This window comes from Pseudomonas sp. 37 R 15, assembly GCF_900004865.1.
Classification (GTDB): Bacteria; Pseudomonadota; Gammaproteobacteria; order Pseudomonadales; family Pseudomonadaceae; genus Aquipseudomonas; species Aquipseudomonas fluorescens_AM.
Genome location: NZ_CVTV01000029.1, coordinates 24,203 through 49,388, shown reverse-complemented (window position 1 = coordinate 49,388; position 25,186 = coordinate 24,203). Strand labels below are relative to the sequence as shown.

29 protein-coding genes and 1 tRNA gene are annotated in these 25,186 nt (G+C 59.2%); 24 read left to right on the top strand and 6 right to left on the bottom strand.

The features are described 5' to 3' along the window. Positions 1-2: 2 nt before the first annotated feature. Genes BFQ04_RS09660 through BFQ04_RS09620 form a run of 9 tightly spaced genes read left to right on the top strand, consistent with a single transcriptional unit; the run spans position 3 to position 7,739 of the window. Positions 3-932: a MerR family transcriptional regulator gene (locus BFQ04_RS09660; RefSeq protein ID WP_065950617.1), complete on the top strand. Its 930-nt coding sequence runs from the start codon at positions 3-5 to the stop codon at positions 930-932. Beyond that, entirely contained in the window at positions 933-2,375 is a 1,443-nt protein-coding gene (gene phrB, locus BFQ04_RS09655; protein ID WP_065950616.1) for a deoxyribodipyrimidine photo-lyase, read from the top strand. Beyond that, on the top strand, positions 2,368-2,790 hold the full coding sequence (locus BFQ04_RS09650) for a nuclear transport factor 2 family protein (protein WP_065950615.1): 423 nt from the start codon (positions 2,368-2,370) through the stop codon (positions 2,788-2,790). The genes phrB and BFQ04_RS09650 overlap by 8 nt, the downstream gene beginning before the upstream one ends. Further along, positions 2,787-3,569, top strand: coding sequence for an SDR family NAD(P)-dependent oxidoreductase (locus BFQ04_RS09645; RefSeq protein ID WP_065950614.1), 783 nt, complete (start codon positions 2,787-2,789; stop codon positions 3,567-3,569). The genes BFQ04_RS09650 and BFQ04_RS09645 overlap by 4 nt, the downstream gene beginning before the upstream one ends. Beyond that, positions 3,566-4,813, top strand: coding sequence for an NAD(P)/FAD-dependent oxidoreductase (locus tag BFQ04_RS09640; protein ID WP_065950613.1), 1,248 nt, complete (start codon positions 3,566-3,568; stop codon positions 4,811-4,813). Before BFQ04_RS09645 ends, BFQ04_RS09640 begins: the two co-directional genes overlap by 4 nt. Then, positions 4,810-5,619, top strand: a complete 810-nt coding sequence (locus BFQ04_RS09635) for a DUF1365 domain-containing protein (RefSeq protein ID WP_065950612.1) — start codon at positions 4,810-4,812, stop codon at positions 5,617-5,619. Before BFQ04_RS09640 ends, BFQ04_RS09635 begins: the two co-directional genes overlap by 4 nt. Then, positions 5,606-6,877, top strand: coding sequence for an SAM-dependent methyltransferase (locus BFQ04_RS09630; protein WP_065950611.1), 1,272 nt, complete (start codon positions 5,606-5,608; stop codon positions 6,875-6,877). The genes BFQ04_RS09635 and BFQ04_RS09630 overlap by 14 nt, the downstream gene beginning before the upstream one ends. Continuing rightward, complete coding sequence (locus tag BFQ04_RS09625; RefSeq protein WP_065950610.1) at positions 6,870-7,379, top strand: DUF2878 domain-containing protein; 510 nt, start codon at positions 6,870-6,872, stop codon at positions 7,377-7,379. Before BFQ04_RS09630 ends, BFQ04_RS09625 begins: the two co-directional genes overlap by 8 nt. A gap of 54 nt (positions 7,380-7,433) precedes the next feature. Then, entirely contained in the window at positions 7,434-7,739 is a 306-nt protein-coding gene (locus tag BFQ04_RS09620) for a YkgJ family cysteine cluster protein (protein WP_065950609.1), read from the top strand. Positions 7,740-7,871: 132 nt separating this feature from the next. Here the strand turns inward: BFQ04_RS09620 and BFQ04_RS09615 are convergent, their stop codons facing one another. The 6 genes from BFQ04_RS09615 to hemA form a co-directional block, all read right to left on the bottom strand. Beyond that, positions 7,872-8,390: an acyloxyacyl hydrolase gene (locus BFQ04_RS09615; RefSeq protein ID WP_065888032.1), complete on the bottom strand. Its 519-nt coding sequence runs from the start codon at positions 8,388-8,390 to the stop codon at positions 7,872-7,874. Between the two features lie 99 nt (positions 8,391-8,489). Beyond that, entirely contained in the window at positions 8,490-9,284 is a 795-nt protein-coding gene (murI, locus tag BFQ04_RS09610) for a glutamate racemase (protein WP_065950608.1), read from the bottom strand. Further along, entirely contained in the window at positions 9,277-10,032 is a 756-nt protein-coding gene (locus BFQ04_RS09605; protein ID WP_065950607.1) for a molybdopterin-synthase adenylyltransferase MoeB, read from the bottom strand. Before BFQ04_RS09605 ends, murI begins: the two co-directional genes overlap by 8 nt. Further along, on the bottom strand, positions 10,026-10,856 hold the full coding sequence (gene prmC, locus BFQ04_RS09600; protein WP_065950606.1) for a peptide chain release factor N(5)-glutamine methyltransferase: 831 nt from the start codon (positions 10,854-10,856) through the stop codon (positions 10,026-10,028). Before prmC ends, BFQ04_RS09605 begins: the two co-directional genes overlap by 7 nt. Further along, positions 10,857-11,939 carry a peptide chain release factor 1 gene (gene prfA / locus BFQ04_RS09595; RefSeq protein WP_065950605.1) on the bottom strand — a complete coding sequence of 361 codons (1,083 nt, stop codon included), beginning with the start codon at positions 11,937-11,939 and terminating at the stop codon, positions 10,857-10,859. It lies immediately after the preceding gene. After that, positions 11,936-13,225 carry a glutamyl-tRNA reductase gene (gene hemA / locus BFQ04_RS09590; protein WP_065950604.1) on the bottom strand — a complete coding sequence of 430 codons (1,290 nt, stop codon included), beginning with the start codon at positions 13,223-13,225 and terminating at the stop codon, positions 11,936-11,938. Before hemA ends, prfA begins: the two co-directional genes overlap by 4 nt. A 316-nt stretch (positions 13,226-13,541) precedes the next feature. On the opposite strand from hemA, the gene BFQ04_RS09585 reads away from it, so the two are divergent. The 15 genes from BFQ04_RS09585 to BFQ04_RS09520 all read left to right on the top strand — a co-directional run bounded on the left by BFQ04_RS09585 (position 13,542) and on the right by BFQ04_RS09520 (position 25,180). Then, a complete protein-coding gene (locus BFQ04_RS09585; protein ID WP_065950603.1) occupies positions 13,542-15,266 on the top strand; it encodes a tetratricopeptide repeat protein in 1,725 nt (574 codons plus the stop codon). 4 nt (positions 15,267-15,270) lie between these two features. After that, positions 15,271-15,888 carry a lipoprotein insertase outer membrane protein LolB gene (gene lolB, locus BFQ04_RS09580; protein WP_065950602.1) on the top strand — a complete coding sequence of 206 codons (618 nt, stop codon included), beginning with the start codon at positions 15,271-15,273 and terminating at the stop codon, positions 15,886-15,888. A 49-nt stretch (positions 15,889-15,937) separates the two neighbouring features. Further along, positions 15,938-16,741, top strand: a complete 804-nt coding sequence (gene ispE / locus BFQ04_RS09575; protein WP_241669067.1) for a 4-(cytidine 5'-diphospho)-2-C-methyl-D-erythritol kinase — start codon at positions 15,938-15,940, stop codon at positions 16,739-16,741. A 37-nt stretch (positions 16,742-16,778) separates the two neighbouring features. Continuing rightward, positions 16,779-16,853, top strand: a tRNA-Gln gene (locus BFQ04_RS09570). A gap of 46 nt (positions 16,854-16,899) precedes the next feature. Further along, a complete protein-coding gene (locus tag BFQ04_RS09565) occupies positions 16,900-17,841 on the top strand; it encodes a ribose-phosphate pyrophosphokinase (protein WP_003208392.1) in 942 nt (313 codons plus the stop codon). Positions 17,842-17,977: 136 nt separating this feature from the next. After that, entirely contained in the window at positions 17,978-18,580 is a 603-nt protein-coding gene (locus BFQ04_RS09560) for a 50S ribosomal protein L25/general stress protein Ctc (RefSeq protein ID WP_065888041.1), read from the top strand. Between the two features lie 167 nt (positions 18,581-18,747). After that, entirely contained in the window at positions 18,748-19,332 is a 585-nt protein-coding gene (pth, locus tag BFQ04_RS09555) for an aminoacyl-tRNA hydrolase (RefSeq protein ID WP_065950600.1), read from the top strand. A 21-nt stretch (positions 19,333-19,353) separates the two neighbouring features. Next, a complete protein-coding gene (gene ychF, locus BFQ04_RS09550) occupies positions 19,354-20,454 on the top strand; it encodes a redox-regulated ATPase YchF (RefSeq protein WP_057725888.1) in 1,101 nt (366 codons plus the stop codon). Positions 20,455-20,756: 302 nt separating this feature from the next. Continuing rightward, complete coding sequence (locus BFQ04_RS09545; protein WP_065950599.1) at positions 20,757-21,674, top strand: sigma 54-interacting transcriptional regulator; 918 nt, start codon at positions 20,757-20,759, stop codon at positions 21,672-21,674. Positions 21,675-21,859: 185 nt separating this feature from the next. Beyond that, positions 21,860-22,042: a hypothetical protein gene (locus BFQ04_RS09540; protein ID WP_065950598.1), complete on the top strand. Its 183-nt coding sequence runs from the start codon at positions 21,860-21,862 to the stop codon at positions 22,040-22,042. A 102-nt stretch (positions 22,043-22,144) separates the two neighbouring features. Next, positions 22,145-22,510, top strand: coding sequence for a type III secretion apparatus protein RspB (locus BFQ04_RS29965; protein WP_232790508.1), 366 nt, complete (start codon positions 22,145-22,147; stop codon positions 22,508-22,510). Then, positions 22,495-23,316 (top strand): type III secretion system inner membrane ring lipoprotein SctJ, encoded by an 822-nt coding sequence (sctJ, locus tag BFQ04_RS09535; RefSeq protein ID WP_065950597.1) that lies wholly within the window; start codon positions 22,495-22,497, stop codon positions 23,314-23,316. Before BFQ04_RS29965 ends, sctJ begins: the two co-directional genes overlap by 16 nt. A gap of 570 nt (positions 23,317-23,886) precedes the next feature. Further along, positions 23,887-24,462: a type III secretion system stator protein SctL gene (sctL, locus tag BFQ04_RS09530; RefSeq protein WP_065950596.1), complete on the top strand. Its 576-nt coding sequence runs from the start codon at positions 23,887-23,889 to the stop codon at positions 24,460-24,462. 108 nt (positions 24,463-24,570) lie between these two features. Then, entirely contained in the window at positions 24,571-24,786 is a 216-nt protein-coding gene (locus BFQ04_RS09525) for a hypothetical protein (RefSeq protein ID WP_065950595.1), read from the top strand. 1 nt (position 24,787) lies between these two features. Further along, positions 24,788-25,180 (top strand): type III secretion protein, encoded by a 393-nt coding sequence (locus BFQ04_RS09520; RefSeq protein WP_065950594.1) that lies wholly within the window; start codon positions 24,788-24,790, stop codon positions 25,178-25,180. Positions 25,181-25,186 lie beyond the last annotated feature (6 nt).

Genomic DNA, 25,186 nt, shown 5'->3' with positions numbered 1-25,186 from the left:
CCATGACAGCTGCCCTGCAAGACGAACCCGGCGAAGACATCGCCCAAGCCCTGCAAAACGGCTGGCTGCCGATCCGCGAGGTGGCGCGCCAGACCGGCGTCAATGCCGTGACCCTGCGCGCCTGGGAGCGCCGTTACGGCCTGATCGTGCCCCAGCGCACGCCCAAGGGGCATCGCTTGTTCAGCGCCGACCACGTGCAACACATCCATGCCATCCTCACCTGGCTCAATCGCGGCGTGCCTGTCAGCCAGGTAAAAGGCTTGATCGACTCCGCCCAAGCCTCCCCCGAACCGATGGAAAACGAATGGCACACCTTGCGCCAAACCTTGCTGACGGCCATCGCTGAGCTGGCTGAACGTCGGGTCGACGATGCCTTCAATCAGGCCATGGCGCTCTACCCGCCACGCACCTTGTGCGAGCAATTGATGCTGCCACTGCTCAGCGAGCTGGAACAGAAATGGCAGGGTCAGTTCGGCGCGCAGATGGAGCGGGTATTTTTCCTGTCCTGGTTGCGCAGCAAGTTCGGCGCGCGCATTTACCACAACAACCGGCAAGTCCACGGCGCCCCGCTGCTGCTGGTCAACCACTCCGACTTGCCCCTGGAGCCGCACCTGTGGCTCAGCGCCTGGCTGGCCAGCAGCGCCGACTGCCCGGTAGAGGTGTTCGACTGGCCGCTGCCCGCCGGCGAATTGGCGCTGGCGGTGGAGCATCTGCAACCGCGCGCGGTACTGCTGTATTCCAGCAAGGCGCTGCAGGTCGCGGCACTCACAAAACTGCTGGCAGGCATCCGTTGCCCGATATTGATTGCCGGACCGACGGTCTGCATCCACCACGCTGAGTTGGCCGTATTAACCCGTGACATCCCCGAGTTGTTCGTCGCCGAAGACCCGTTGGCGGCCCACCAGATATTGATCCAGCGTGGAATCGTCTAAATGCACTTGATCTGGCTGCGCACCGACCTGCGCCTTCACGACAACACCGCCCTGACTGCCGCCAGCCAGCGAGGCCCGGTCGCGGCCGTTTACCTGATCACCCCGCAACAATGGCTGGCCCACGATGATGCGCCGTGCAAGGTCGATTTCTGGCTGCGCAACCTGCACGCGTTAGAGCAGGCGCTCGCAGACGTGAACATCCCGCTGCTGATCCGCCACGCCGACACCTGGGACCAGGCGCCAGGCGTATTGAGCCAGCTATGCCGGGAGCTCAAGGTAGAGTCGGTGCACGTCAACGAGGAATACGGTATCCACGAGAGCCGTCGCGACCGCGCCGTGGCCCAGGCGCTGGAAGCAGACGGCGTGACCTTCCACAGCTACCTCGACCAGTTGTTTTTCCAGCCGGGCAGCGTGTTGACCAAGTCCGGCACCTACTTTCAAGTGTTCAGCCAGTTCCGCAAGGTCTGTTACACCCGTCTGCACAGTGCTTTACCGCGCCTGGTGGAAAGCCCAAAGGCCCAGGCCAGGCTCGACCTGCAAAGCGATGCCATCCCCACCACCGTTAAAGGGTTCGCGCCACCCAGTGAAACCTTGCGCGCCCTCTGGCCCGCCGGTGAAAACGAAGCACGCCGGCGCCTCGACGCCTTCGCCGATGAGCAGATCAGCTATTACAAGGATGAGCGCGACTTTCCCGCCAAGCCCGGCACCAGCCAGTTGTCCGCCTACCTTGCCGCCGGGGTGGTGTCGCCGCGCCAGTGCCTGCACGCCGCGTTGCAGTCCAACCAGGGCGAGTTCGAAAACGGTGACATCGGCACGATCACCTGGATCAACGAACTGCTGTGGCGCGAATTCTACAAACATATCCTGGTGGGCTACCCGCGCGTCTCCCGCCACCGGGCGTTCCGCCCGGAAACCGAAGCCGTGGCCTGGCGCGACGCGCCCAAGGACCTGGCCGCCTGGCAACAAGCGCGCACCGGCTTGCCGATCATCGATGCGGCCATGCGCCAACTGCTGGAAACCGGCTGGATGCACAACCGCCTGCGCATGGTGGTGGCTATGTTCCTGACCAAGAACCTGCTCATCGACTGGCGCGAGGGCGAGCGCTTCTTCATGCGACACCTGATCGACGGCGACCTGGCGGCCAACAACGGTGGCTGGCAGTGGAGTTCCTCGACGGGCACCGACTCGGCGCCATATTTCCGGATTTTCAGCCCGCTGAGCCAGTCGGAAAAATTCGACAGCGAAGGTCTGTTCATCAAGCACTGGCTGCCGGAACTGGCCGCGCTGAATAAAAAAGAGGTGCACAACCCCGAAGCCGCTGGCGGCTTGTTCGGCGTGGCCGACTACCCGCGCGCCATTGTCGACCTGAAGAAATCCCGCGAGCGTGCCCTTGCTGCCTTTCGCAGCCTGCCTTCGCGTCAGGCGATGGCCGACCATGAGTGACTTCCTGCGCCATTTCGGCCACACCTTTGCCACGCTGGACAAGCACAACCTGCATCTGCTCGACAGCCTGTACAGCGACGACATCGTGTTTGCCGACCCGCTGCATGAAGTCCACGGCCTGCCCGAGCTGCATCGTTACTTCGCGCAGCTGTACAGCAACGTCAACCAGCTGAGCTTTGACTTCCACGGCTTCGACCAAACGGTCGAAGGCGAAGGCTACCTGCGCTGGACCATGAACTTTCGTCACCCGCGCCTGGCTGGTGGCGAGCTGATCAGGGTGCTGGGTTGTTCCCACTTGATGTGGCGCGCCAAGGTTTACCGACATCGCGATTATTTCGATGCCGGGGCTCTGCTTTACGAACACCTGCCGGTCCTCGGCGGCGTCATCAGTTGGCTGAAAAGGAGAATGGGATGAGCCTGACACTGCCCCGCCGCTATTGGTTGACCGGCGCCAGCAGCGGCATCGGTGCCGCGCTCGCCGTGGAGTTGCTCAACAGTGGCGCCCATGTGGCGCTCAGTTCCCGCACCAAGGGCCCGCTGGAAGCGCTCGCCCAGCGTTACCCGGGGCAAGTGCTGGTGGTGGCCGGCGACCTGACCAACAGCCAGACCGTGCGCGAAATCGGTGAGCGAATCAGCGCGGTCTGGGGTTCGCTGGATACGGTGATCCTCAACGCCGGCACCTGTGAATATGTCGACGCCAGGCAATTCGATGCGTCGATCATCGAACATGTGGTGCGCACCAACCTGCTGGCCAGCAGTTATTGCATCGAAGCGGCACTGCCGTTGTTGCGTGCCGGCCGTACGCCGCACCTGGTGGGCGTGGCCAGCGCCGTGACCTACCTGCCCATGCCCCGCGCTGAAGCCTATGGCGCCTCGAAAGCGGGGCTGCGCTATTTGTTCGAGTCTCTGCGCATCAGCCTGTCGCCCGAAAACATCGACGTCACGGTGATCAGCCCGGGGTTTGTCGACACGCCGCTGACCGAGCGCAATGATTTCCCCATGCCCCTGAGCTGGCCGGCCGACAAGGCCGCCAGACATATCTTCGCCAAGCTGGAAAAGCGCCCCCTGGAGATCGCCTTTCCGGCCTTGTTCATCGCCACCCTGTGGCCGTTGTCGAAGCTGCCTAACCGCGCACAACTGATCATCGGCAAACGCATGTTGCGCAGCCCGCCGCCGCAAAAGGACGACCTGTGAAGATTGCCATTATCGGCAGCGGTATCGCCGGGCTGACCAGCGCCTACCTGCTCAGTCGTCGCCATGACATCACGCTGTTCGAAGCGGGCGACTGCCTGGGCGGGCATACCCATACCGCCAACGTGACGGTCGAAGGCAAGCGCTATGCGGTGGACACCGGTTTCATCGTGTTCAACGACTGGACCTACCCGAACTTTATCCGCCTGCTGGGGCAGATCGGGGTCACGTTCAAACCCACCGAAATGAGTTTTTCGGTGTGCGACCAAAGTACGGGATTGGAATACAACGGCAACAACCTCAACAGCCTGTTTGCCCAGCGCCGCAACATTCTGTCGCCGGGGTTCTGGGGCATGCTGCGCGATATCCTGCGCTTCAACCGCCAGGCGCCGCTGGATCTGCAAGAGCAGCGCATCAATGCCGACATGACCCTGGGCGACTATCTCGACGCCGGCGGCTATGGCCCGCGGTTTATCCGACATTACATCGTGCCGATGGGCGCGGCGATCTGGTCGATGTCGTTGGCCGACATGCTCAAGTTCCCGTTGCAGTTCTTCGTGCGTTTTTTCAAGAATCATGGCCTGCTTTCGGTGAGCAACCGGCCGCAATGGTGCGTGATTGAAGGGGGCTCCAGCAGCTATATAGAACCCTTGACCCGCAGCTTTCGCGAACAGATACGCCTCAACTGTCCTGTGCATAACGTGCAACGCACAGACGCCGGCGTGGTTATCCACAGCCCGGTCGGCCGCGAGACGTTCGACCGCGTGGTGTTCGCCTGCCACAGCGACCAGGCCCTGGCATTGCTCGCCGACCCCAGCGAGGCCGAACAGCAGATCCTCGGCGCCCTGCCCTATGCCGACAACGACGTGGTACTGCACACCGACACGCGACTGCTGCCCGACCGCACGCTGGCCTGGGCCAGTTGGAATTACCGGCTGGGCGGCAATCAACAGCAGCAGGCCGCCGTCACTTATGACATGAACATCCTGCAAGGCATCGACAGCGCCACCACCTTTTGCGTAAGCCTCAACCAGACATCGATGATCAACCCGCTGAAGATCCTGGCGCGCTACACCTACGCCCATCCGCAATACAGCCTGGCGGCGGTGGCCGCGCAGGCGCGCTGGGAAGAATTGCACGGCGCGCGCAACACGTTCTACTGCGGCGCCTATTGGGCCAACGGTTTCCATGAAGACGGCGTGGTCAGCGCGCTGCGCGTGGCCCAGGCGTTCGGGGAAACCCTGTGAACAGCGCCCTGTACAGCGGCTGGATCGCCCATCGCCGGTTTGCGCCCAAGGCCCATGCCTTTCGCTACCGCATCGGCCTGCTGTACCTGGACCTCAGCGAACAGGACGCCGTGCTCGGGCTCTCGCCCCTGGCAGGCAGCAGTCGCCTGGCGCCCTTCGGCTTTCGCCAGCAGGATTACCTGCGCGAGTTCACCCGCCACGGCATGTCCTTGAGCGATGCGGTGCGCCATGAAGTCGGCAACGCCCTGGGGCGCACGCCACAAGGCCCTATCTGCCTGCTGACCCAGGCCCGCAGCTGGGGCCTGGCATTCAATCCGGTGAGCTTCTTCTATTGCTTCGAAGCCGACGGGCAACTGGCGGCGATCCTGTGCGAAGTCACCAACACCCCGTGGCGCGAGCGTTATCACTACGTATTGCCGGCCCAGGCGCTGGGCGCCGATGAACACCAGCACTTCGCCGTGGCCAAGGCGTTCCATGTGTCGCCCTTCCTGCCGCGCGACCTGGAATACCGCATGAGCTTCAGCCCGCCCGCCGCCAGGCTCGGCGTGCACATGGCCGATTGGCAAGGCGCGCAGAAAGTCTTCGACGCCACCTTGAGCCTGCAAAAAGAAACCCTGAACCGCGCCAGCCTGCATCGCTATTTATGGCGCTTTCCCTGGATGACCGCCAAGACCTGCCTGGCGATTTACTGGCAGGCCTTGCGCCTGTTGCTCAAACGCACCCCGATTTTTTCCCACCGGGCCGCCGATGGCGCCTCCAGCACCGCCGTCGGGTACACCAAGGATCGCCGTCATGAAATCCCCTAGCTTATCGGTCAAGACCCATCGTCTGAACGTCAATGGCATGACCGCTGCGCTGCTGCGCAAGGGCGTGCTGCGCCAACTCGGCCAATTGCGCCACGGCCAATTGGTGATCGTCGAGGATGGCGAGCGACACGTGTTCGGCGCACGGGAAGCGCACCTGTTGGGGGAAATCCAGATCCTGGACTCGGCGGTGTGGGGCCTGGTGGCTGCCAACGGTTCGATCGGTGCCGGCGAAGCGTTTATCCACGGCTACTGGAGCAGCCCGGACCTGACCGCCGTGGTGCGTGTGATGGTCAGCAACCTGGAGGTGCTCGATGCCATGGAGGGCGGCCTGGCCCGCCTGGCGCGACCGTTCACCCAGGGCCTGCATTGGCTCAATCGCAATACACGCAAGGGCTCGCAGAAAAACATCGCAGCCCACTACGACCTGGGCAACGAGCTGTTCGAGGAGTTTCTCGACCCGACCATGATGTATTCGGCGGCGCAATTTCTCAGCGCCGACGACACCCTGGAACAAGCGCAACTGAACAAGCTGGAGCGCATCTGCCAGAAACTGTCGCTCAAGCCTACCGACCATCTGCTGGAAATCGGCACCGGGTGGGGCAGCATGGCGCTGTATGCGGCGCAGCATTATGGTTGCAAGGTCACCACCACGACCCTGTCCCGGGAACAGTTCGCCTACACCGCGCAGCGCATCGAAGCGGCGGGCCTGCAAGCGCAGGTGACATTGTTGCTGCAGGACTACCGCGACCTGAGCGGTAAATACGACAAGCTGGTGTCCATCGAAATGATCGAAGCGGTGGGCCATCGCTTCCTGCCCACGTATTTCAAACAGTGCGCGCATCTGCTCAAACCCGACGGCCTGATGCTGCTGCAAGCCATCACCATCCGCGAACAACGTTATGAGCAGGCCAGGAACAGCGTCGACTTTATCCAGCGCTACATCTTTCCCGGCGGCGCCCTGCCCAGCGTGCAGAACATGCTGCAGATCGTCTGCCGCGACACCGACATGAACCTGCTGCACATGGAGGATTTCGGGCTGCACTACGCGCGCACCCTGCGCCTTTGGCATGAGAACTTTCGCCGCGCCCATGGCCGCCTCGCCGAGCTTGGCTACGACGAGTACTTCCTGCGCTTGTGGGAATTCTACCTGTGCTACTGCGAAGGCGGTTTCATGGAGCGCACGATCGGTACCGCGCAGTTGCTGCTGGCCAAGCCGGCAGCCATCAACCCGCCGTTGCTCGGGCGCTTCAGTGCTTAAATCCCTGGCCAACGCCGCGCTGTTTCAATGCGGCTGGTTTGCCTGTGTGCTCGGCGGCGACAGCCTGTGGTTGCTGGTAGGGTTGGCGGTACTGCTCGTCCATTTGCTGTGGATCAGCTCATTGACCGATGAAGGCACGCTGATCATCGGCGTGACACTCGCCGGCACGTTGCTCGACACGCTATTGCGCACCCTCGGGGTTTTTCACTTCAGCGAGCCGGGGCCGTTGATTCCATTCTGGCTGATGCTGCTGTGGGCCTTGCTGGCCACCACCTTGCGCCATTGCCTGGCCTGGAGCGCCCGCCCCTGGTGGCGCGCTGCACTGTTGGGCGCGGTGGGTGGGCCGCTGTCATATTACGCCGGCAGTCAACTGGCTGGCGTGCAGTTCGGCTATGGCCTGGGCCCTACAATGGTCGGACTGGCGGTACTCTGGGCCGTGGTTTTCCCGCTGCTGGCAGCGGCAGCCACACGTGGCGAACTCCCAACAACGCTTAAAAGATGAAGCCGGTCGGCTTCTGCTTGCAGCTTGCCGCTTAAAGCTTGAAGCTGCCGCCCTATGACCCACATCCCTCACATCCAGATCACCGAACCCGCCGTCACCTGCTCGACGTGCGCGGCCTGCTGCTGCCAGCTGGAAGTCATGCTGATCACCGACACCGGCGTGCCGCAGCGCTATATCGACACCGATGACTGGGGCGGCGAAGTGATGCTGCGCCTGGATGATGGCTGGTGTGCGGCGTTGGACCGGGACACGATGATGTGCACGATCTATGAGCTCAGGCCGTTGATATGCCGGGAATTCGAGATGGGGGCGCCGGAGTGCCTTGAAGAGCGTGCAGGGATTGCCACGGTCTACCGTTGATATTCAAATGAGTACAGATCCAAATGTGGGAGGGGGCTTGCCCCCGATAGCGGTGGGTCAGTTGTACATCTATTGACTGACACTCTGCCATCGGGGGCAAGCCCCCTCCCACATTGGTTTTTCAGTGTTCTTTTACAGCGGCATGGTGTAGTGCAGCGCGTAGCTCTCTACCCCATCGTTATTGCTGCTGATCCCGGCGTTGGAATAATGCGTGGCACGAATACCCACTTCATGCCCGCCGGCAAACCGCAGGCCGAAACCCAGGCGGTCTTCGAACTGAAAGGACTGGCCGATGTTGTTATCTTCCAGCTTGGTGCGGGAGAACAACGCCACCCCGATCCCGGCCTCGATGTATGGCTTGACCGATTCCCCGGCAAACTCATACACAAACACGGGCGAGAACGACAGGCTGCTGGCGCCTGCACGGTCATCACCTTCCCAATACGTATAAGCGCCGCTCCAGTAGCCCGTCAGGCGACCGACATTGCTCTGCATCCAGCTTTTGTCCCAATCGGAGGTCAGGCCCAGACGGTAGGTCAGCGTTGAATCGCTGGTGCTGCCCAGCCCGAACTCCAGGCCGGCGGCCTGGGTGGTAATAGAGTGTCCCACCATCACAGCCGCAATAGCAGCCATACAGAACAAGCGCTTCATAGAAACTACCTTTGCGAACGAAGTTATTGATTATTTACAGGCCATCTCGTAATAGAAGCCAGCATAGAGCCAGAAGTTCAGCGAGATTTCACGAAATTTTCACGAGGCGAAGCTTCGCACAACTCCGGGATATTTCCAAAGTGTTGGTAGGATATTTCTGAGGTGATACACATCGCCGCTGGTCCAGAACTGCGCAGTCAGGGGTGCGCCGCCGGCCAGCAAGTCCCGCTCGCCCAGTAGACGCTTGAGCTGGCGCGCGACGGCGGCACCGGTGTCGATCAGGATGATGCTCGCGGGCAGCATCTGCGCCAGCAGTGGCTTGAGGAAGGGATAGTGGGTGCAGCCGAGGATGATGGTGTCGCAGCCGGCGCTGAGCAGCGGTTCGATATAGCCCTGCAATAACTGGCGCAGGGCCGGGCTGTTCAGGTCGCCGGTTTCAATCAGCTCCACCAGGCCCGGACATGGCTGGGTAATCACCCGCACGTCAGTGGCGAAGCGGTCGAGCAAGGCGGCGAACTTGGCGCTTTGCAGGGTGCCGGTGGTGGCCAGCACGCCGACCACGCCACTGCGCGTCGCGGCGGCCGCCGGTTTTACCGCAGGCTCCATGCCGACCAAGGGCCAACCGGGGTAGTCCTGGCGCAAATCGGCAACGGCGGCAACCGTCGCAGTGTTGCACGCAATCACGAACGCCTTGGCGCCCTGCCCGCGAAAAAACTCGGCGACCAGGCGCGAGCGCTCGCGGATGAAGGCCGGGGTTTTCTCGCCATAGGGGATATGCCCGCAATCGGCCACGTACAACAGTGACTCATGGGGCAATAACCGTTGGATTTCGTCCAGTACCGACAGGCCGCCGACCCCGGAATCGAACACACCGACGGGCGCGTCCTTAAGCATGGTGCGTCCCGCACACGCTGCAACCCGGGTCACGCTTGACGCGCAGCTCACGCAACCGCGTAGTCAACGCATCGATCAGCAACAAGCGCCCCACCAGCGGCTCACCAAACCCGGCCAGCAGTTTCAAGGCCTCCAACGCTTGCAGGCTGCCGACCAGCCCCACCAGCGGGCCGATGACGCCGGCTTCGCTGCAGCTCAGTTCGGTGTCACTGCCGTGCCCGTACAAGCAGTGGTAGCACGGGCTTTCGGGGCGCCGTGGGTCGAAGACCGACAACTGCCCTTCAAGGCGAATCGCCGCGCCACTGACCAACGGTTTGCCGGCGACAACACACGCGGCATTGACCGCTTCGCGGGTGGAAAAGTTGTCGCTGCAATCGAGTACCACGTCCACCGCCGCAACCGCCGCCGCCAACGAGTCGACATCCAGCGCGGCGCGGTGGGCGAGCAGTGTGACTTCGGGATTGATGGCGCCCAGCCGACGCATGGCCGAATCAACCTTGGTCTGCCCGACGCTGTCGGTGTCATGGATAATCTGGCGTTGCAGGTTGGTCAGATCGACGCTGTCGAAATCCGCCAGATGCAACTCGCCGACCCCAGCGGCGGCCAGGTACAGCGCGACCGGCGCCCCCAGCCCTCCCAGGCCGACGATCAACGCGCGGCTGTTTTTCAGGCGCAACTGGCCGTCGATGTCGACCTGCTGCAACAGAATCTGTCGGCTGTAGCGCAACAGCTCGTGGTCACTCAGCACGAGCGGCGTCCCAGGGTGATGCGTTCGTGGCCGCCGAGGTCGATACGGCTGTGCACCTCTTCAAAGCCTTCACTGAGCAGCAGGTCACGCACGGCCGAGGCCTGGTCGTAGCCATGTTCCAGCAACAGACGGCCACCGGCATTCAAGTAGGCCGGAGCCTGTCGAATGATCAGGCGCAGGTCGTCGAGCCCGTCATGGCCGGCCACCAGTGCGCTGGCCGGCTCGAAACGCACATCGCCCGCGGCCAGGTGCGGGTCGTTGGCGGCGATATACGGCGGGTTGCTGATGATCAGGTCATAGGTATGGCCTTGCAGCGCGCCGAACCAATGGCTGTTGAGCACCACCGCATTATTGAGATGCAGCCGCTGGCGGTTGCGCTCGGCCAGGGCCACAGCCTCCAGTACGCGGTCGACGGCCGTGACCTGCCACATCGGACGCTCACTGGCCAGGGCCAGGGCAATGGCACCGCTGCCGGTGCCCAGGTCCAGGACCTTGGCGGGAATGGCCGGCAACAGTTCAAGGGCGGCTTCCACCAGCAGCTCCGTATCCGGACGCGGGATCAGCGTGTGGGGGGCGACTTCCAGGTCCAGCTTCCAGAAGCCTTGCTGGCCGAGGATATAGGCCACCGGTTCACCACCACGACGGCGCTGCAGGTAGTCGGCAAAGGTCAGGGCGTGCTCGCTGCTGACGATCTTTTCCGGCCAGGTGTGCAAATAGCTGCGGGACTTGCCCAGGGCAGCGGCCAGCAGCAATTCGGCATCCAGGCGCGCGGTGGGCGAGTCGGGCAGGTCGGCGGCGCGCAACAGGCTGGCAATAATGGTCATTTACTCACCTATCGCCGCCAATTGATCGGCCTGGTATTCGGCGAGCAGCGGCTCGATCACCGCGTCAACGCCACCGGCAAGGATTTCATCCAGGGAATACAGGGTGAGGTTGACCCGATGGTCGGTGACCCGGCCCTGGGCAAAATTGTAGGTGCGGATGCGTTCGGAGCGGTCGCCCGAACCCACCAGCAACTTGCGCTCGCTGGCAATTGCATTGGCGGCGGCGCTGGTCTGCTGGTCATTCAACTTGGCCGACAGCCAGGACATCGCCCGCGCGCGGTTCTTGTGCTGGGAACGCTCTTCCTGGCATTCCACCACGATGCCCGACGGCAAGTGGGTGATACGGATCGCCGAGTCGGTCTTGTTGACGTGCTGGCCGCCCGCGCCCGATGAGCGGTAGGTGTCGACGCGCAAGTCCGCCGGGTTGATCTCGATCGCTTCCTGCTCGTCCGGCTCGGGCAACACTGCCACGGTACAGGCCGACGTATGGATACGGCCTTGGGACTCCGTCGCCGGGACGCGCTGCACACGGTGCGCGCCGGACTCGAACTTGAGCTTGCCGTAGACGTTGTCGCCTTCGACCCGCGCGATGACTTCTTTATAGCCGCCGTGCTCACCTTCGTTCTCGGACAGGATTTCCACACGCCAGCCGCGCCGCTCGGCATAACGCGAGTACATGCGAAACAGGTCGCCGGAGAAGATCGCCGCTTCGTCGCCGCCGGTGCCGGCACGGATTTCGAGGAACACGTTGCGCCCATCGTTAGGGTCTTTGGGCAGCAACATCCGTTGCAGGTCGCCTTCCAGTTCAGCGAGTTTTTCCTTGGCCTCGCGCACTTCTTCCACAGCCATTTCGCGCATGTCCGGGTCGTTGTCCTTGAGCAGCGCCTGGGCGCCCTCAAGGTCGGCCTGCACTTTCAGCAGGTTTTTGTAGGTGGTCACGACCGGTTCAACGTCGGCGTATTCCTTGGAATAGGCGCGGAATTTGGTTTGATCGGAGATGACTTCGCCATCGCCGAGCAAGGCGGTCAGTTCTTCGAAACGGTCCTGGAGCACATCCAGTTTATTGAGCAGTGACGCTTTCATTGCAGTTTTTTATCCGAAGAGCTATCTGACGCGCCCTCACCGAGGGCAAAGAGTTCCTGGGCCATGGCCAGCGCATCGAGGCGGCCTTCGGCAGTAAGCTTTTTCAATTGTACGCTGGGGGCGTGGAGCAGCTTGTTGGTCAGGCCACGGGCCAGCTGCATCAACACGTCTTCGGCGCTGCTGCCATTGGCCAACAGGCGCTGGGCCTTGATCAGTTCCTCATCGCGCAGGCGTTCGCCCTGCTGACGATACGCCTTGAGCACATCCACCGCCGCCAGCTCGCGCAGGCGCACCATGAAATCCTCAGCGCCGATGCTGACCATTTCCTCGGCGGCCTGGGCAGCACCCTGGCGACTCTTGAGGTTTTCGGCGACCACTTCGTGCAAATCGTCGACGCTATAGAGGTAAACGTCGTCCAACTCGCCGACTTCAGGCTCGATATCCCGGGGAACAGCGATATCCACCATAAAAATCGGCTTGTGCTTGCGCAGCTTCAACGCGCTTTCGACCGCGCCTTTGCCCAGGATCGGCAATTGGCTGGCGGTGGAGCTGATGACGATGTCGCTGCGCACCAGCTCAGCCGGGATGTCCGACAGCAGCACGGCATGCGCGCCAAACTGCTCGGCAAGGATGCTCGCGCGCTCAAGCGTGCGGTTGGCCACCACGATACGCTTCACGCCCAGCTCATGCAGGTGACGAGCGACCAGAGTAATGGTTTCGCCAGCACCGATCAGCAGCGCCTGGCTGCGCTGCAGGTCGCTGAAAATCTGCTTGGCCAGGCTGACGGCGGCAAACGCCACGGACACCGGATTCTCGCCGATGGCCGTATCGGTGCGTACTTGCTTGGCGGAGTTGAACGTGGCCTGGAACAGACGCCCCAGCAGCGGGCCGACAGTGCCGGCCTCGCGAGCCACGGCATAGGCTGACTTCATCTGGCCAAGAATCTGCGGCTCGCCCAACACCAGCGAGTCGAGACCGGCCGCCACGCGCATCATGTGACGAACGGCCGCATCCTCTTCATGCACATAAGCGCTGGCGCGCAGGTCGTCGAGGTCCAAATGGTGATAATCGGCCAGCCAGCGCAGGACGACATCCGCCGAGAGATGCTCCTGCTCTATATAAAGCTCGCTGCGATTGCAGGTCGAAAGGATCGCAGCTTCGCGACTGTCGGTGAGCCGGCAGAGCTGCTGCAAGGCCTCAACCAACTGCTCCGGCGTAAACGCCACGCGCTCGCGCACGTCTACTGAGGCAGTCTTGTGGTTAATACCGAGTGCGAGGAAGGCCATTCATTATCGCTGATGATGTCGGGAAGCCGACAATTGTCCTACTTCGAAAGATCCAGAACAACCACCGTCGTCTATTGTCCCTATACCTTATGCCTATCAATGCCACTTTGTAGGAGCGAGCTTGCTCGCGAAAATCGTCAACGATAACGCGGGAAGCCTGGGGCTCAGCGCCGCTCTCAGTTTTTTCGCGAGCAAGCTCGCTCCTACAAAGGAAAGGCAAAAGGCAGCAATAGTCGTATTCCGAGTGCCCCGGTTATGTTTGGCCGAAGGCTTGTGTCATGATGATCCGACCGCAGGTTAGTCGTCCTCTTCCTATATGAATAGATCTTCCGCGTTGCTCCTTGCTTTTGTCTTCCTCAGCGGCTGCCAGGCTATGGCACCCGTGTCGCCGGACGCTGCACCGCCGGTGGAAGACAGCACCCCCGCCCCTGAAAAGCCCAAGGTTTATTCCTCGTTCAGCGAAGAAACGGTCTACAGCCTGCTGACCGCAGAACTGGCCGGCCAGCGTAATCGCTTCGATATTGCCCTGGACAACTACGTCACCCAGGCCATCAATACCCAGGACCCCGGTATCTCGGAGCGTGCGTTCCGCATCGCGGAGTACCTGGGTGCAGACCAGGCCGCGCTGGACGCCTCGTTGATCTGGGCGAAAAACGCCCCGGACGACCTGGAGGCTCAACGTGCGGCCGCCGTGCAGCTGGCACGCGCCGGGCGCTATGACGACTCCATGGTCTATATGGAAAAAGTCTTGCAGGGCAAGGGCGACACGCATTTCGACTTCCTGGCACTGTCGGCTGCCGATACCGACCAGGACACGCGCAATGGCCTGATGAAGAGTTTCGACCGCCTGCTGCAAAAACATCCGAAGAACAGCCAGCTGATTTTCGGCAAAGCCCTGCTGCTGCAACAGGATGATGAAGCCGACGCCGCCCTCAAGCTGCTGGAGCAGAACCCGCCGGAAGAGGGTGAGATCGCACCGATCCTGCTGCGCGCACGCCTGTTGCAGAACCTCAACCGCGGCAAGGAAGCGATTCCGCTGCTGGAAAAAAGTATCAAGAAGTATCCAGACGACAAGCGCCTGCGCCTGACTTACGCGCGGATGCTGGTTGAGCAGGACCGCATGGAAGACGCCAAAGTGCAGTTTGCCAACCTGGTCCAGCAATACCCGGACGACGACGAACTGCGCTACTCCCTCGCGCTGGTGTGCCTGGAAGCCAAGGCCTGGGACGAGGCCAAGGGCTACCTGGAAGAGCTGGTCGCACGCGAAAGCCATGTGGACTCGGCGCACCTGAACCTGGGCCGCATCGCTGAAGAGCGCAACGACCCGCAGGCGGCTCTGCTTGAGTATGCCCAGGTCGGCCCGGGCAATGACTACCTGCCGGCCCAGTTGCGCCAGGCCGATATCCTGATGAGCAACGGCCGCACGGACGAAGCGGAGAAACGCCTGGCCGCGGCCCGCGATGCCGAACCGGACTACGCGATCCAGCTGTACCTGATCCAGGCCGAAACCTTGTCGGCCAACAACCAGGGCGAACGCGCCTGGAAATTGCTGCAACAGGCGTTGCTGCAATACCCCGACGACCTGAACCTGCTCTACACCCGCGCCATGCAGGCGGAAAAACGCAATGACCTGGCGCAGATGGAAAAAGACCTGCGCCTGATCATCAAGCGCGACCCGGACAACGCCATGGCCCTCAACGCCTTGGGTTATACCTTGTCCGACCGCACCACGCGCTACGCCGAAGCCAAGACGCTGATCGAACAGGCGCACAAGCTCAACCCGGAAGACCCGGCCGTGCTCGACAGCCTGGGCTGGGTCAATTATCGCCTGGGCAACCTCGACGAGGCCGAGCGCTTGCTGCGCCAGGCCCTGGAGCGCTTCCCCGACCATGAAGTCGCCGCTCACCTGGGCGAAGTGTTGTGGGCCAATGGCAAGCAACGCGAAGCGCGACAGATCTGGGAAAAATTCCTCAAGGAACAACCCGAAAGCCCTATCCTGCGCAGCACCATCAAGCGCCTGACCGGATCCGAGACCCTATAAGCTTATGTTTTTGCGCCACGTTATCGTTTTCAGTTTCATCGCCCTGCTCGCCGGTTGCGCGGGTGTTGGTTCCCGCGAATCCGTTGAAGGCCAGGGCAACCCGGCACAATGGCAACAGCACAAGGACCAGCTCAGCAGCATCGACGGCTGGCAGATCGAAGGCAAGGTCGGGGTGCGCGCGCCGAAGGACTCCGGCAGCGGCACCTTGTTCTGGCTGCAGCGCCAGGACTACTACGATATTCGCCTGTCTGGCCCGCTGGGTCGCGGTGCGGCCCGCCTGACCGGCCGACCCGGGCAAGTGAGCCTTGAAGTGGCCAACCAGGGCCGCTACGAAGCGAGCTCCCCGGAAGAACTGCTGGAGCAGCAGATCGGCTGGAAACTGCCGGTCTCGCACCTGGTGTGGTGGGTGCGCGGCCTGCCGGCACCGGACAGCAAAAGCCGCTTGAGCCTCAACGGCGACAGTCGCCTGGCCTCCCTGGCGCAGGATGGCTGGCAGGTCGAGTACCTGAGCTACGTGCAACAGAACGGTTACTGGCTACCCGAGCGCATCAAGCTGCACGGCACCGACCTTGACGTCACGCTGGTGATCAAGGACTGGCAACCGCGCAAGCTGGGGCAATAACGTGACAGTCGCAAAACTCACACTGCCCTCCCCCGCCAAACTCAATCTGATGCTGCATATCCTGGGCCGTCGTGAAGACGGCTACCACGAGTTGCAGACGCTGTTTCAATTTCTCGACTACGGCGATGAACTGACCTTCGCCGTGCGCGACGATGGCGCGATCAAGCTGCACACCGAATTCGCAGGCGTGCCCCACGACAGCAACCTGATCGTGAAAGCGGCGAAAAATCTTCAGCAGCAATCCGGCTGCCCACTCGGCATCGATATCTGGATCGATAAAGTCCTGCCCATGGGCGGCGGTATCGGTGGGGGCAGCTCAAACGCCGCGACCACATTGCTCGGGCTCAACCACTTGTGGCAATTGGGCTGGGACCAGGATCGCCTGGCTGCGCTGGGCCTCACGCTAGGTGCTGACGTCCCGGTTTTCGTGCGTGGGCATGCCGCATTTGCTGAGGGTGTGGGGGAAAAACTGACCCCTGTAGACCCCGAGGAGCCGTGGTATCTCGTGCTTGTGCCGCAAGTATCTGTAAGTACAGCAGAAATTTTTTCAGATCCGTTGTTGACACGTAACTCTTCTCCCATTAAAGTGCGCCCCGTTCCCAAGGGAAACAGTCGAAATGACTGCTTACCGGTTGTAGCAAGGCGTTATCCAGAGGTACGTAACGCTTTGAATTTGTTAGGTAAATTTACCGAAGCAAAATTAACCGGAACTGGAAGTTGTGTGTTTGGGGGCTTCCCAAGCAAAGCTGAAGCTGATAAAGTCTCGGCCCTTCTTACAGAGACCCTTACAGGGTTTGTAGCAAAGGGAAGCAACGTTTCGATGTTGCATCGCAAGCTGCAAAGTCTGCTCTAAAAGGAATCGAGTGTTAGGCACTCGTTGCAACAGATACAGGGGCGTCGCCAAGCGGTAAGGCAGCAGGTTTTGATCCTGCCATGCGTTGGTTCGAATCCAGCCGCCCCTGCCATTTTCTAATACTCATCCAGGTTACCCTCAGCCTCTAGGTACTGCGCGTGTCCAAGATGATGGTCTTTACGGGGAATGCCAACCCCGATCTGGCTCGACGTGTCGTACGTCAGCTGCATATCCCTCTCGGTGACATCTCTGTCGGTAAATTCTCCGACGGCGAAATTACAGCCGAGATCAATGAAAATGTCCGCGGTAAAGACGTCTTCATTATCCAGCCGACCTGCGCTCCGACCAACGATAACCTGATGGAACTCGTCGTGATGGCTGATGCCTTCCGCCGCTCCTCAGCGACTCGAATCACAGCTGTAATCCCTTACTTTGGTTATGCCCGTCAGGATCGCCGTCCGCGCTCCGCACGTGTGGCCATCAGCGCGAAAGTCGTTGCTGACATGCTGACCGTGGTAGGTATCGACCGTGTGCTCACGGTTGACCTGCACGCTGACCAGATCCAGGGATTCTTCGATATTCCAGTAGATAACATCTACGGCTCCCCCGTTCTGGTGGATGACATCGAAGACCAGCGCTTTGAAAACCTGATGATCGTGTCCCCGGACATTGGTGGCGTCGTGCGTGCACGAGCGGTTGCCAAATCCCTGGGCGTGGACCTCGGTATCATCGACAAACGCCGCGAGAAAGCCAATCACTCTGAAGTGATGCATATCATCGGTGATGTCGAAGGGCGTACCTGTATTCTGGTTGATGACATGGTCGACACCGCCGGCACCCTGTGCCATGCGGCGAAAGCCTTGAAAGAGCACGGTGCCGCAAAAGTCTTCGCCTACTGCACACACCCTGTGCTTTCGGGCCGAGCGATCGAAAACATCGAGAACTCCATGCTGGACGAACTGGTGGTGACTAACACCATCCCGTTGTCCGCTGCAGCTCAAGCCTGTTCGCGTATCCGTCAACTGGATATCGCACCGGTAGTTGCCGAAGCGGTTCGCCGCATCAGCAACGAAGAATCGATCAGCGCGATGTTCCGCTAAGGGTCAGACCTGCGGACCACCCACTGACGAAAAGCGCCCCGCCCCAGCATTCCGCTGGGGCGGGGCTTTTTTGCCCATATCGAGTTCGGCGCTGGTCGCAAACGCCCCTCGATGATGGCTATTTTGGAGATACAACATGAACGATTTTACTCTGAACGCCCAAGCGCGTACTGACCTGGGGAAAGGTGCGAGCCGCCGCCTGCGTCACGCCGCCAATATCCCAGCCGTTGTCTACGGTGGCAACAAGCCTGCTGAATCCGTGACCATTCTGGCCAAGGAAATCGCCAAGCTGTTCGAAAACGAAGCGGCCTACAGCCACGTTATCGAACTGAACGTCGATGGCGCCAAGCAGAACGTGATCGTTAAAGCGATGCAGCGTCACCCTTCCAAGCAGTTCATCATGCACGCTGACTTCGTTCGCGTTGTTGCTGGTCAGAAACTGACCGCTATCGTGCCTGTGCACTTTGTGGGTGAAGAAGCTCCGGTCAAGAAAGGCGGCGTGGTTTCCCACACCACCACCGAGATCGAAGTCAGCTGCCTGCCGAAAGACCTGCCTGAGTTCATCGAAGTCGACCTGTCGAACGCTGAAATCGGCACCATCATTCACCTCTCCGACCTCAAGGCGCCTAAAGGCGTTGAGTTCGTTGCACTGGCTCACAACGACGACAAGGCTGTTGCCAACGTCCACGCGCCACGTGTTGTAGCTGAAGATGAAGCTGAAGAACCCGCTGCAGAGTAATACGCTCTGTAACGAAGGAGCTTGAGGAAACATCGCGGACCGAAACGTAGCGAGAAAGCGGGCGATAACGCGGCGTTTACTCTTGAGTAAATGATGTAATGTTGTCCACTTTCGCCGCACTCAAGTCTGGCGATGTTATCCACAACTCCAAAGGAAGGGCCCCTGTCGTGACTGCCATAAAACTGATCGTTGGCCTGGGAAATCCAGGCGCCGAATACGAACAGACCCGGCATAACGCGGGGGCCCTTTTTGTTGAGCGTATCGCCCACGCCCAAGGCCTCAATCTTGTGGCCGATCGCAAATATTTTGGCCTGACCGGGCGCTTCTCGCACCAGGGTCAGGATGTTCGTCTGCTGATTCCCACCACCTACATGAACCGCAGCGGCCAGGCTGTCGCGGCGCTTGCGGGATTTTTCCGGATCAAACCCGAAGAGATCCTGGTGGCCCATGACGAACTGGACCTGCCACCCGGCGTTGCCAAACTCAAGTTGGGCGGCGGGCATGGCGGGCACAATGGTCTGCGCGACATCATCGCGCAGTTGGGTAATCAGAATAATTTCTACCGTCTGCGGCTCGGCATTGGCCACCCAGGCGTTGCCAGTATGGTTTCAAATTTCGTCCTGGGTCGTGCGCCACGCGCCGAACAGGAAAAACTCGATGCCAGCATCGATTTTGCCCTCGGCGTGCTGCCGGATATCTTCGCCGGTGAATGGAACCGTGCGATGAAAAACCTGCACAGCCAGAAGGCCTGACTTTTACCGAGGGGAAACACCATGGGATTCAATTGCGGCATCGTCGGCCTGCCCAACGTCGGCAAATCCACCCTGTTCAACGCCCTGACCAAGTCCGGTATTGCAGCGGAGAACTTCCCCTTCTGCACCATCGAGCCTAACAGCGGCATCGTGGCCATGCCTGACCCGCGCCTGGCGGCGTTGGCGGCCATCGTGAACCCCAAGCGCATCCTGCCGACTACCATGGAATTCGTCGACATCGCCGGCCTGGTCGCCGGAGCCTCGAAAGGTGAAGGCCTGGGCAACAAGTTCCTCGCCAACATCCGTGAGACCGATGCCATCGCCCACGTGGTCCGCTGCTTTGAAGACGAGAACGTGATTCACGTCTCCAACAGCGTCGACCCCAAGCGCGACATCGAGATCATCGACCTGGAACTGATCTTCGCCGACCTCGACAGCTGCGAGAAGCAACTGCAGAAAGTCGCGCGTAACGCCAAGGGCGGCGACAAGGATGCAGTGGTCCAGAAAGGCCTGCTGGAGCAGTTGATCGCTCACTTCACCGAAGGCAAGCCTGCGCGCAGCTTGATGAAGAACATGAGCACCGACGAAAAAGCGGTGATCAAGGGCTTCCACCTGCTGACCACCAAGCCGGTGATGTACATCGCCAACGTTGCTGAAGACGGCTTCGAAAACAATCCGCTGCTCGACGTGGTCAAGGCCATCGCCGACGAAGAAGGCGCGATCGTTGTGCCGGTGTGCAACAAGATCGAAGCGGAAATCGCCGAGCTGGACGATGGCGAAGAAAAAGACATGTTCCTCGAGGCCCTGGGCCTGGAAGAGCCTGGCCTGAACCGCGTGATCCGCGCCGGTTACGAAATGCTGCACCTGCAGACCTACTTCACTGCCGGTGTAGAAGAAGTGCGCGCCTGGACCGTGAAGGTCGGCGCTACCGCGCCACAGGCTGCTGGCGTGATCCACACCGATTTCGAGAAAGGCTTTATCCGTGCTGAGGTGATCGCTTACAACGACTTCATTCAGTACAAGGGTGAAGCGGGGGCCAAGGAAGCGGGTAAGTGGCGTTTGGAAGGTAAGGAGTATATCGTCAAGGATGGTGATGTGATGCACTTCAGGTTCAACGTGTAAGTATCAACTGCCGTACACGCCGCAACTAAAAAGCCGATGTATTGCATCGGCTTTTTTGTGGGCGACAGATCACCCGGTCAAAAACATTTTTACTAAATTCCCGATTTTTTTCAGAATTACCCTACACACTTTATTCTTTTCTTGTTACAGCACATCAAATCCAAGTTAAACACAAACTTATCCTACGCAACACCGGCATCTGACTTCATCAATGACAAGTGACAACGCTTATAAATTTCGATTTACTAGGCTGAGCCTACACATCAATAGTGAAGCAGTAGCGATTATGGAGTAATCACTCAATGTCGGCCCCCGACCATATGGATAATGACGCAGATAGTTCACTGCTTGAAGGCCCTGATATTGAAAATATGTTGAGCAGCATTGCCCCGCTCAACATTGACATTCTGTTGCTGGGAGAAACCGGCACCGGCAAGGATACCCTGGCACGGCGAATTCATCGTTTATCAGGCCGACGGGGTAGCTTCATTCCTGTGAACTGTGCGGCCATTCCAGAGACGCTCGCGGAAAGCCAATTGTTCGGCGTCAATAGCGGTGCGTACACCGGCGCCGTGCAGTCCAGGGCGGGCTTTATCGAAGCTGCACACTTGGGCACCCTGTATCTGGATGAAATCGACAGCATGCCGCTGTCTTTACAAGCCAAGCTACTTCGGACACTGGAGTCACGTGGCGTAGAGCGCCTGGGCTCAACTCGATTCATCCCGGTAGACATGCGAGTCATCGCATCGGCCCAGCGATCGTTGTATGAAATGGTCGAGCGAGGGACTTTCCGGCGCGACCTGTATTTTCGTTTGAGTGTCGTCAACATCCAGCTCCCGTCGTTGCGAGAGTGCCGAGATCGAATAATCCCGCTTTTTTTGACCATGATCCGACAACAAGCAGAATCTTTTAGATGCCCCTCCCCCCAACCTCCAAACTCCTTGTTTCAACAGTTGTTATGCCATACCTGGCCCGGCAACGTTCGCGAACTGAGCTCCACCGCTAAACGCTTTGTATTGGGGCTTCCTCCGCTGTCGGTAAAGGGAAAGGACCATGAGGCATCTGAAGCAGGCCTCAAAGAACGCTTACAACGTATCGAGAAATCACTGATTGAAGAATCACTGCGTCGGCACAATGGCAATGTGGATCTGGCAGCGGTTGAGTTAAGGGTTGCCAAACGCACACTTTACTACCGAATGAAACAACTTAGGATTGGCTGAACGGATGTTGAAAACGCTCGCGCATCAGACACCTTCTGGGAACGTTAGGTTTTTTGTAAATGATGGGAACCACTTAACTACCGGCTGCCACACAGTTAGTGCCAGACATCATGTTGTAAATCGATGCAAAAAACATGGGGACTGTGCAACGCGATATTTTTCAACTAGCGAAGTGGAGAAGATCTATGAATCCAATTAACGGCAATTCCCCCTATTCATCCTACTACGGTGCCGGCGACACCGCCGGAAACCCCGCCCTTAACGCAGAGAGCGAGCGGACGAAGAAGATACAGGCTGACGGATTGAGGTTGAGCAACGACGCCCAGCAAGATACCAACGTTAAAGAGGCTGCTGGTAAAAGGCGTTAATGCAAGTACCTCCTCGGCTCACCAGCCGAGGAGGCGCTTCTCGTATTGAGCGGGTACTTCAAGCCAGCGTAAAACCCCATCACTCACTTATCGAGGTTACCCATGCTTGTGGAAAACAATAGCTCAATCGCGCCTACCGGCCTTATACGCGCCGTTCAAGCGTCTGATCGTTCACCATCAAGTACTGATGCGGACTTTTTTACTTCCCAACTTGAACGTTCTATTTCGACAGGGCCTGTAGCAGCACCACTCGAGACGATGAATGTGCTGACAAATGCAGCAGCGGCGCTCGAAACAACAAAAAACAAAATAACACGAGACCTCAGTAGACTTAGCAAAAATACCGACAGGGACGCGTTACGTAAGTACCCGGATGATCTTTCTAACGCATTGCTCATGTCACATTTGCTAGTAAAAACCCTCGGCAAAGCAACCCAGTGCGTCGACAAAATATGCAACCTGCAGTAGCAAACAGACGCTTCCCGCGGTTAACCCTGGTGGCGCTCACCTTTCTTTTTATGTTGAGTGGTTGCGGTGACCGTGTCGAATTGCATCGACAACTCTCCGAACAAGAGGCCAATGAAGTTATTGCAGAACTGGCAGACAAACATATTCGAGCTCAAAAAATTCCTGCCAAGGATGGGGTAACGGTAAGTGTCGATACAAGCGACCTAGGCCGAGCTGTTCGCACTTTGGAGGCCGTAGGCCTGCCCAGACTCGCTCGCGCCACACTAGGCGATACGTTTCGGAAGGAGGGCGTAATTTCTACACCGCTGGAAGAGCGCGCCCGCTACATCTACGCCTTATCCCAGGAACTTGAAGCCACCCTCTCGAACATCGATGGTGTGATCGTTGCCCGGGTGCATGTGGTGCTTCCCGAGCGCATTGCGCCTGGAGAACCGGTGCAGCCTGCATCCGCCTCCGTGTTCATCAAACACGATCCTCGCCTTGATCCCGATAATATCCGAGCCCGTGTTCGCAAAATGGTCGCAAGCAGTATTCCGGGAATGACGACAGCAGTGGACAACCCGCAAAAACTTACCGTCATATTCGTGCCCGCTACGGCTTACCAGGGACAAAGGCGACTGGTCTACTTCGGACCGTTCCTGATCCCGGCAGATGACCGCAGTTTTTGGTCGACCAGCCTCATCATTTTGCTGGGTGGTTTGATTTTGACGGTGGCCGGAACATTGTTCCTGTTAAACCGGCGGCAGCGGTCGAAGCAGGTAATACCTGCGCCTGACGTAACTGAAGGTTCTGCGCGTGGTCATTAACCATTCTCTATCAAGGAGTGAACATCTGGCTTGGGCTCAATGGTGGGCATTTCCTTGGAGAACCGCCCACGAAAGCTGGCGGTTTTTTTACCCTGAGATTGCTTTGATTCATTGCTGTGAGGCCTTGATGAAGAACGAACTTGCAGGTGCCGCCCCCTGCTTGCCTCCCCAACCTCAGTTTGCCGTGCTTCGACTGGCAATTGCCTCAACGGAACAACTCAACTTGGCGCTCCAATTGGTTCACCTGACCGTCATTCCCCAATCCGCACCTTCCTTGAGCGAAAGCCATGACCAATGGTGCAGGAGCCTCTCCAAAGCCCTCTCACCTGACATGCTTCTGCCCGAAGATGACCCTTTGCAATTACTGTGCAATTGGGTAGCGCCCACCGTCTGGCAGCGGCTTAGATTACGCTTTCCTTTTGAGCGAGTGCTCGCAGTGGAAAAAAGATCTCCCGTATTCGAAAACGCGTGCAGCCGATTGATCACACTCTGGCAAGCCGTGGTTTGGCGAGTCACATCAACGTCTGACCATGACACACGTCCTGATACGCACGCACCAGGCGACCGATAATGCTCCAACTGCGCAAAATCGAGTTACACCAGAACGCTGCCTGCGTTCCAACCCCCTTGGTTCCCCGAGAAGCGCTCGTAGATGTCGAAATTGCCAATCAGCACTTGGTGCAAGCACAAGCGAAGGCTGACGAGCTTATAAGAAAAGCGAGTGAACAATGTGAGGCCATGCAGGAAAAAGCTTCAGTGGAAATCTGGCAACGCGCCGATAAGCAACTCAAATGCTGGGAACAAGAGCGTGAGGAAATACTCGCAAGTCTTGAACACCGCGCGACCTTGGTCATTAACCAAGCCATCAGGTGCATTTGTGACGAAACTGTCGAGCCACAGCGCCTAAGCGCTCTTATAAAGCAGCTGCTGGCCAGTCAAATACCGCAGGTCAACGCGACGCTGCTCTGCTGCCCAAACGAATTCGAGTGCGTAAAGCGGAACCTCGTTTCTCACGGGGCGACACTCTGGAGGCTACAACCAGACGCCACTGTGCCCCCTCAGACCCTGACATTAAGGACAGATGAGGGAGATTTCCTTATCAACTGGCACTCGATGCTCGACCTGTTTCTCAAGCAGAGCCGATAAAACTAAAAGCGCGCCGCCTCATTGGTTTACCACGTATCAAATAGTTTCTTGTGTATGGAACTGACTGGCTACGACAAACCACAATACAAAAAACAATGAGGAATCATCATGCGATCTTTCAGCGACTTATCGCTTCGACTTGCGAGAAACAGCAGGACCGCTAACCACAAAGTCGAGCAGGCAGGTCAGGACCCTGCAACAGCTGAAGATATTGATGCGTTCTATGCCCTAATAATAAAACAAGACTTTTCCAACTTTGCCTATCTGGAGCAAGGACGGGTTGTACACGAAATGATCAAAACAACGATCGAGAGCTTTCAGTGATTTGAAAGACCTCATTATTCATTGGCTGAAGAGCGGCGAAGAACAAATCACCCTGATTGAAGGCCAAGATGAAATTGTCGTCAGCCTTCAAGGTAGTGGAGTGTTGGTATGCGCCAAACTTACTTCAACTTCACCTCACAACACCGAACTGCAATGCTGGGTGCGGCTCGGCGCTGCGAGTCTGACCCACTTTCAGGGCGCACTGGCGCGAGCATCCAGCAGTGGCGATCTCTGGATTACCCAGAGTCTGCAGGGTGCACCTCAAGCGGATCGCGTGCTCGGTAGCGTCGAATCGCTGCTCAATCAACGTGATACCTGGCGCGCCGTCTACGCACGCCTGAATAAGCAAGCCCATCAGCTCAAACCGACCTCGCTCCGTTCGTTGCGGCACTAATCAGGA

Excerpts from the sequence above, each read along its gene's own strand:
- murI (WP_065950608.1), bottom strand. The coding sequence starts at position 9,284 with ATGCTTAAGGACGCGCCCGTCGGTGTGTTCGATTCCGGGGTCGGCGGC.
- BFQ04_RS09620 (WP_065950609.1), top strand. The coding sequence starts at position 7,434 with ATGACCCACATCCCTCACATCCAGATCACCGAACCCGCCGTCACCTGC.
- BFQ04_RS09585 (WP_065950603.1), top strand. The coding sequence starts at position 13,542 with ATGAATAGATCTTCCGCGTTGCTCCTTGCTTTTGTCTTCCTCAGCGGC.
- sctJ (WP_065950597.1), top strand. The coding sequence starts at position 22,495 with ATGCAACCTGCAGTAGCAAACAGACGCTTCCCGCGGTTAACCCTGGTG.
- prfA (WP_065950605.1), bottom strand. The coding sequence starts at position 11,939 with ATGAAAGCGTCACTGCTCAATAAACTGGATGTGCTCCAGGACCGTTTC.
- BFQ04_RS09660 (WP_065950617.1), top strand. The coding sequence starts at position 3 with ATGACAGCTGCCCTGCAAGACGAACCCGGCGAAGACATCGCCCAAGCC.
- BFQ04_RS09650 (WP_065950615.1), top strand. The coding sequence starts at position 2,368 with ATGAGTGACTTCCTGCGCCATTTCGGCCACACCTTTGCCACGCTGGAC.
- phrB (WP_065950616.1), top strand. The coding sequence starts at position 933 with ATGCACTTGATCTGGCTGCGCACCGACCTGCGCCTTCACGACAACACC.
- BFQ04_RS09545 (WP_065950599.1), top strand. The coding sequence starts at position 20,757 with ATGTCGGCCCCCGACCATATGGATAATGACGCAGATAGTTCACTGCTT.
- ychF (WP_057725888.1), top strand. The coding sequence starts at position 19,354 with ATGGGATTCAATTGCGGCATCGTCGGCCTGCCCAACGTCGGCAAATCC.
- BFQ04_RS09645 (WP_065950614.1), top strand. The coding sequence starts at position 2,787 with ATGAGCCTGACACTGCCCCGCCGCTATTGGTTGACCGGCGCCAGCAGC.
- BFQ04_RS09540 (WP_065950598.1), top strand. The coding sequence starts at position 21,860 with ATGAATCCAATTAACGGCAATTCCCCCTATTCATCCTACTACGGTGCC.
- BFQ04_RS09560 (WP_065888041.1), top strand. The coding sequence starts at position 17,978 with ATGAACGATTTTACTCTGAACGCCCAAGCGCGTACTGACCTGGGGAAA.
- hemA (WP_065950604.1), bottom strand. The coding sequence starts at position 13,225 with ATGGCCTTCCTCGCACTCGGTATTAACCACAAGACTGCCTCAGTAGAC.
- ispE (WP_241669067.1), top strand. The coding sequence starts at position 15,938 with ATGCTGCATATCCTGGGCCGTCGTGAAGACGGCTACCACGAGTTGCAG.
- BFQ04_RS29965 (WP_232790508.1), top strand. The coding sequence starts at position 22,145 with ATGCTTGTGGAAAACAATAGCTCAATCGCGCCTACCGGCCTTATACGC.
- lolB (WP_065950602.1), top strand. The coding sequence starts at position 15,271 with ATGTTTTTGCGCCACGTTATCGTTTTCAGTTTCATCGCCCTGCTCGCC.
- prmC (WP_065950606.1), bottom strand. The coding sequence starts at position 10,856 with ATGACCATTATTGCCAGCCTGTTGCGCGCCGCCGACCTGCCCGACTCG.
- BFQ04_RS09630 (WP_065950611.1), top strand. The coding sequence starts at position 5,606 with ATGAAATCCCCTAGCTTATCGGTCAAGACCCATCGTCTGAACGTCAAT.
- BFQ04_RS09615 (WP_065888032.1), bottom strand. The coding sequence starts at position 8,390 with ATGAAGCGCTTGTTCTGTATGGCTGCTATTGCGGCTGTGATGGTGGGA.
- sctL (WP_065950596.1), top strand. The coding sequence starts at position 23,887 with ATGCTCCAACTGCGCAAAATCGAGTTACACCAGAACGCTGCCTGCGTT.
- BFQ04_RS09525 (WP_065950595.1), top strand. The coding sequence starts at position 24,571 with ATGCGATCTTTCAGCGACTTATCGCTTCGACTTGCGAGAAACAGCAGG.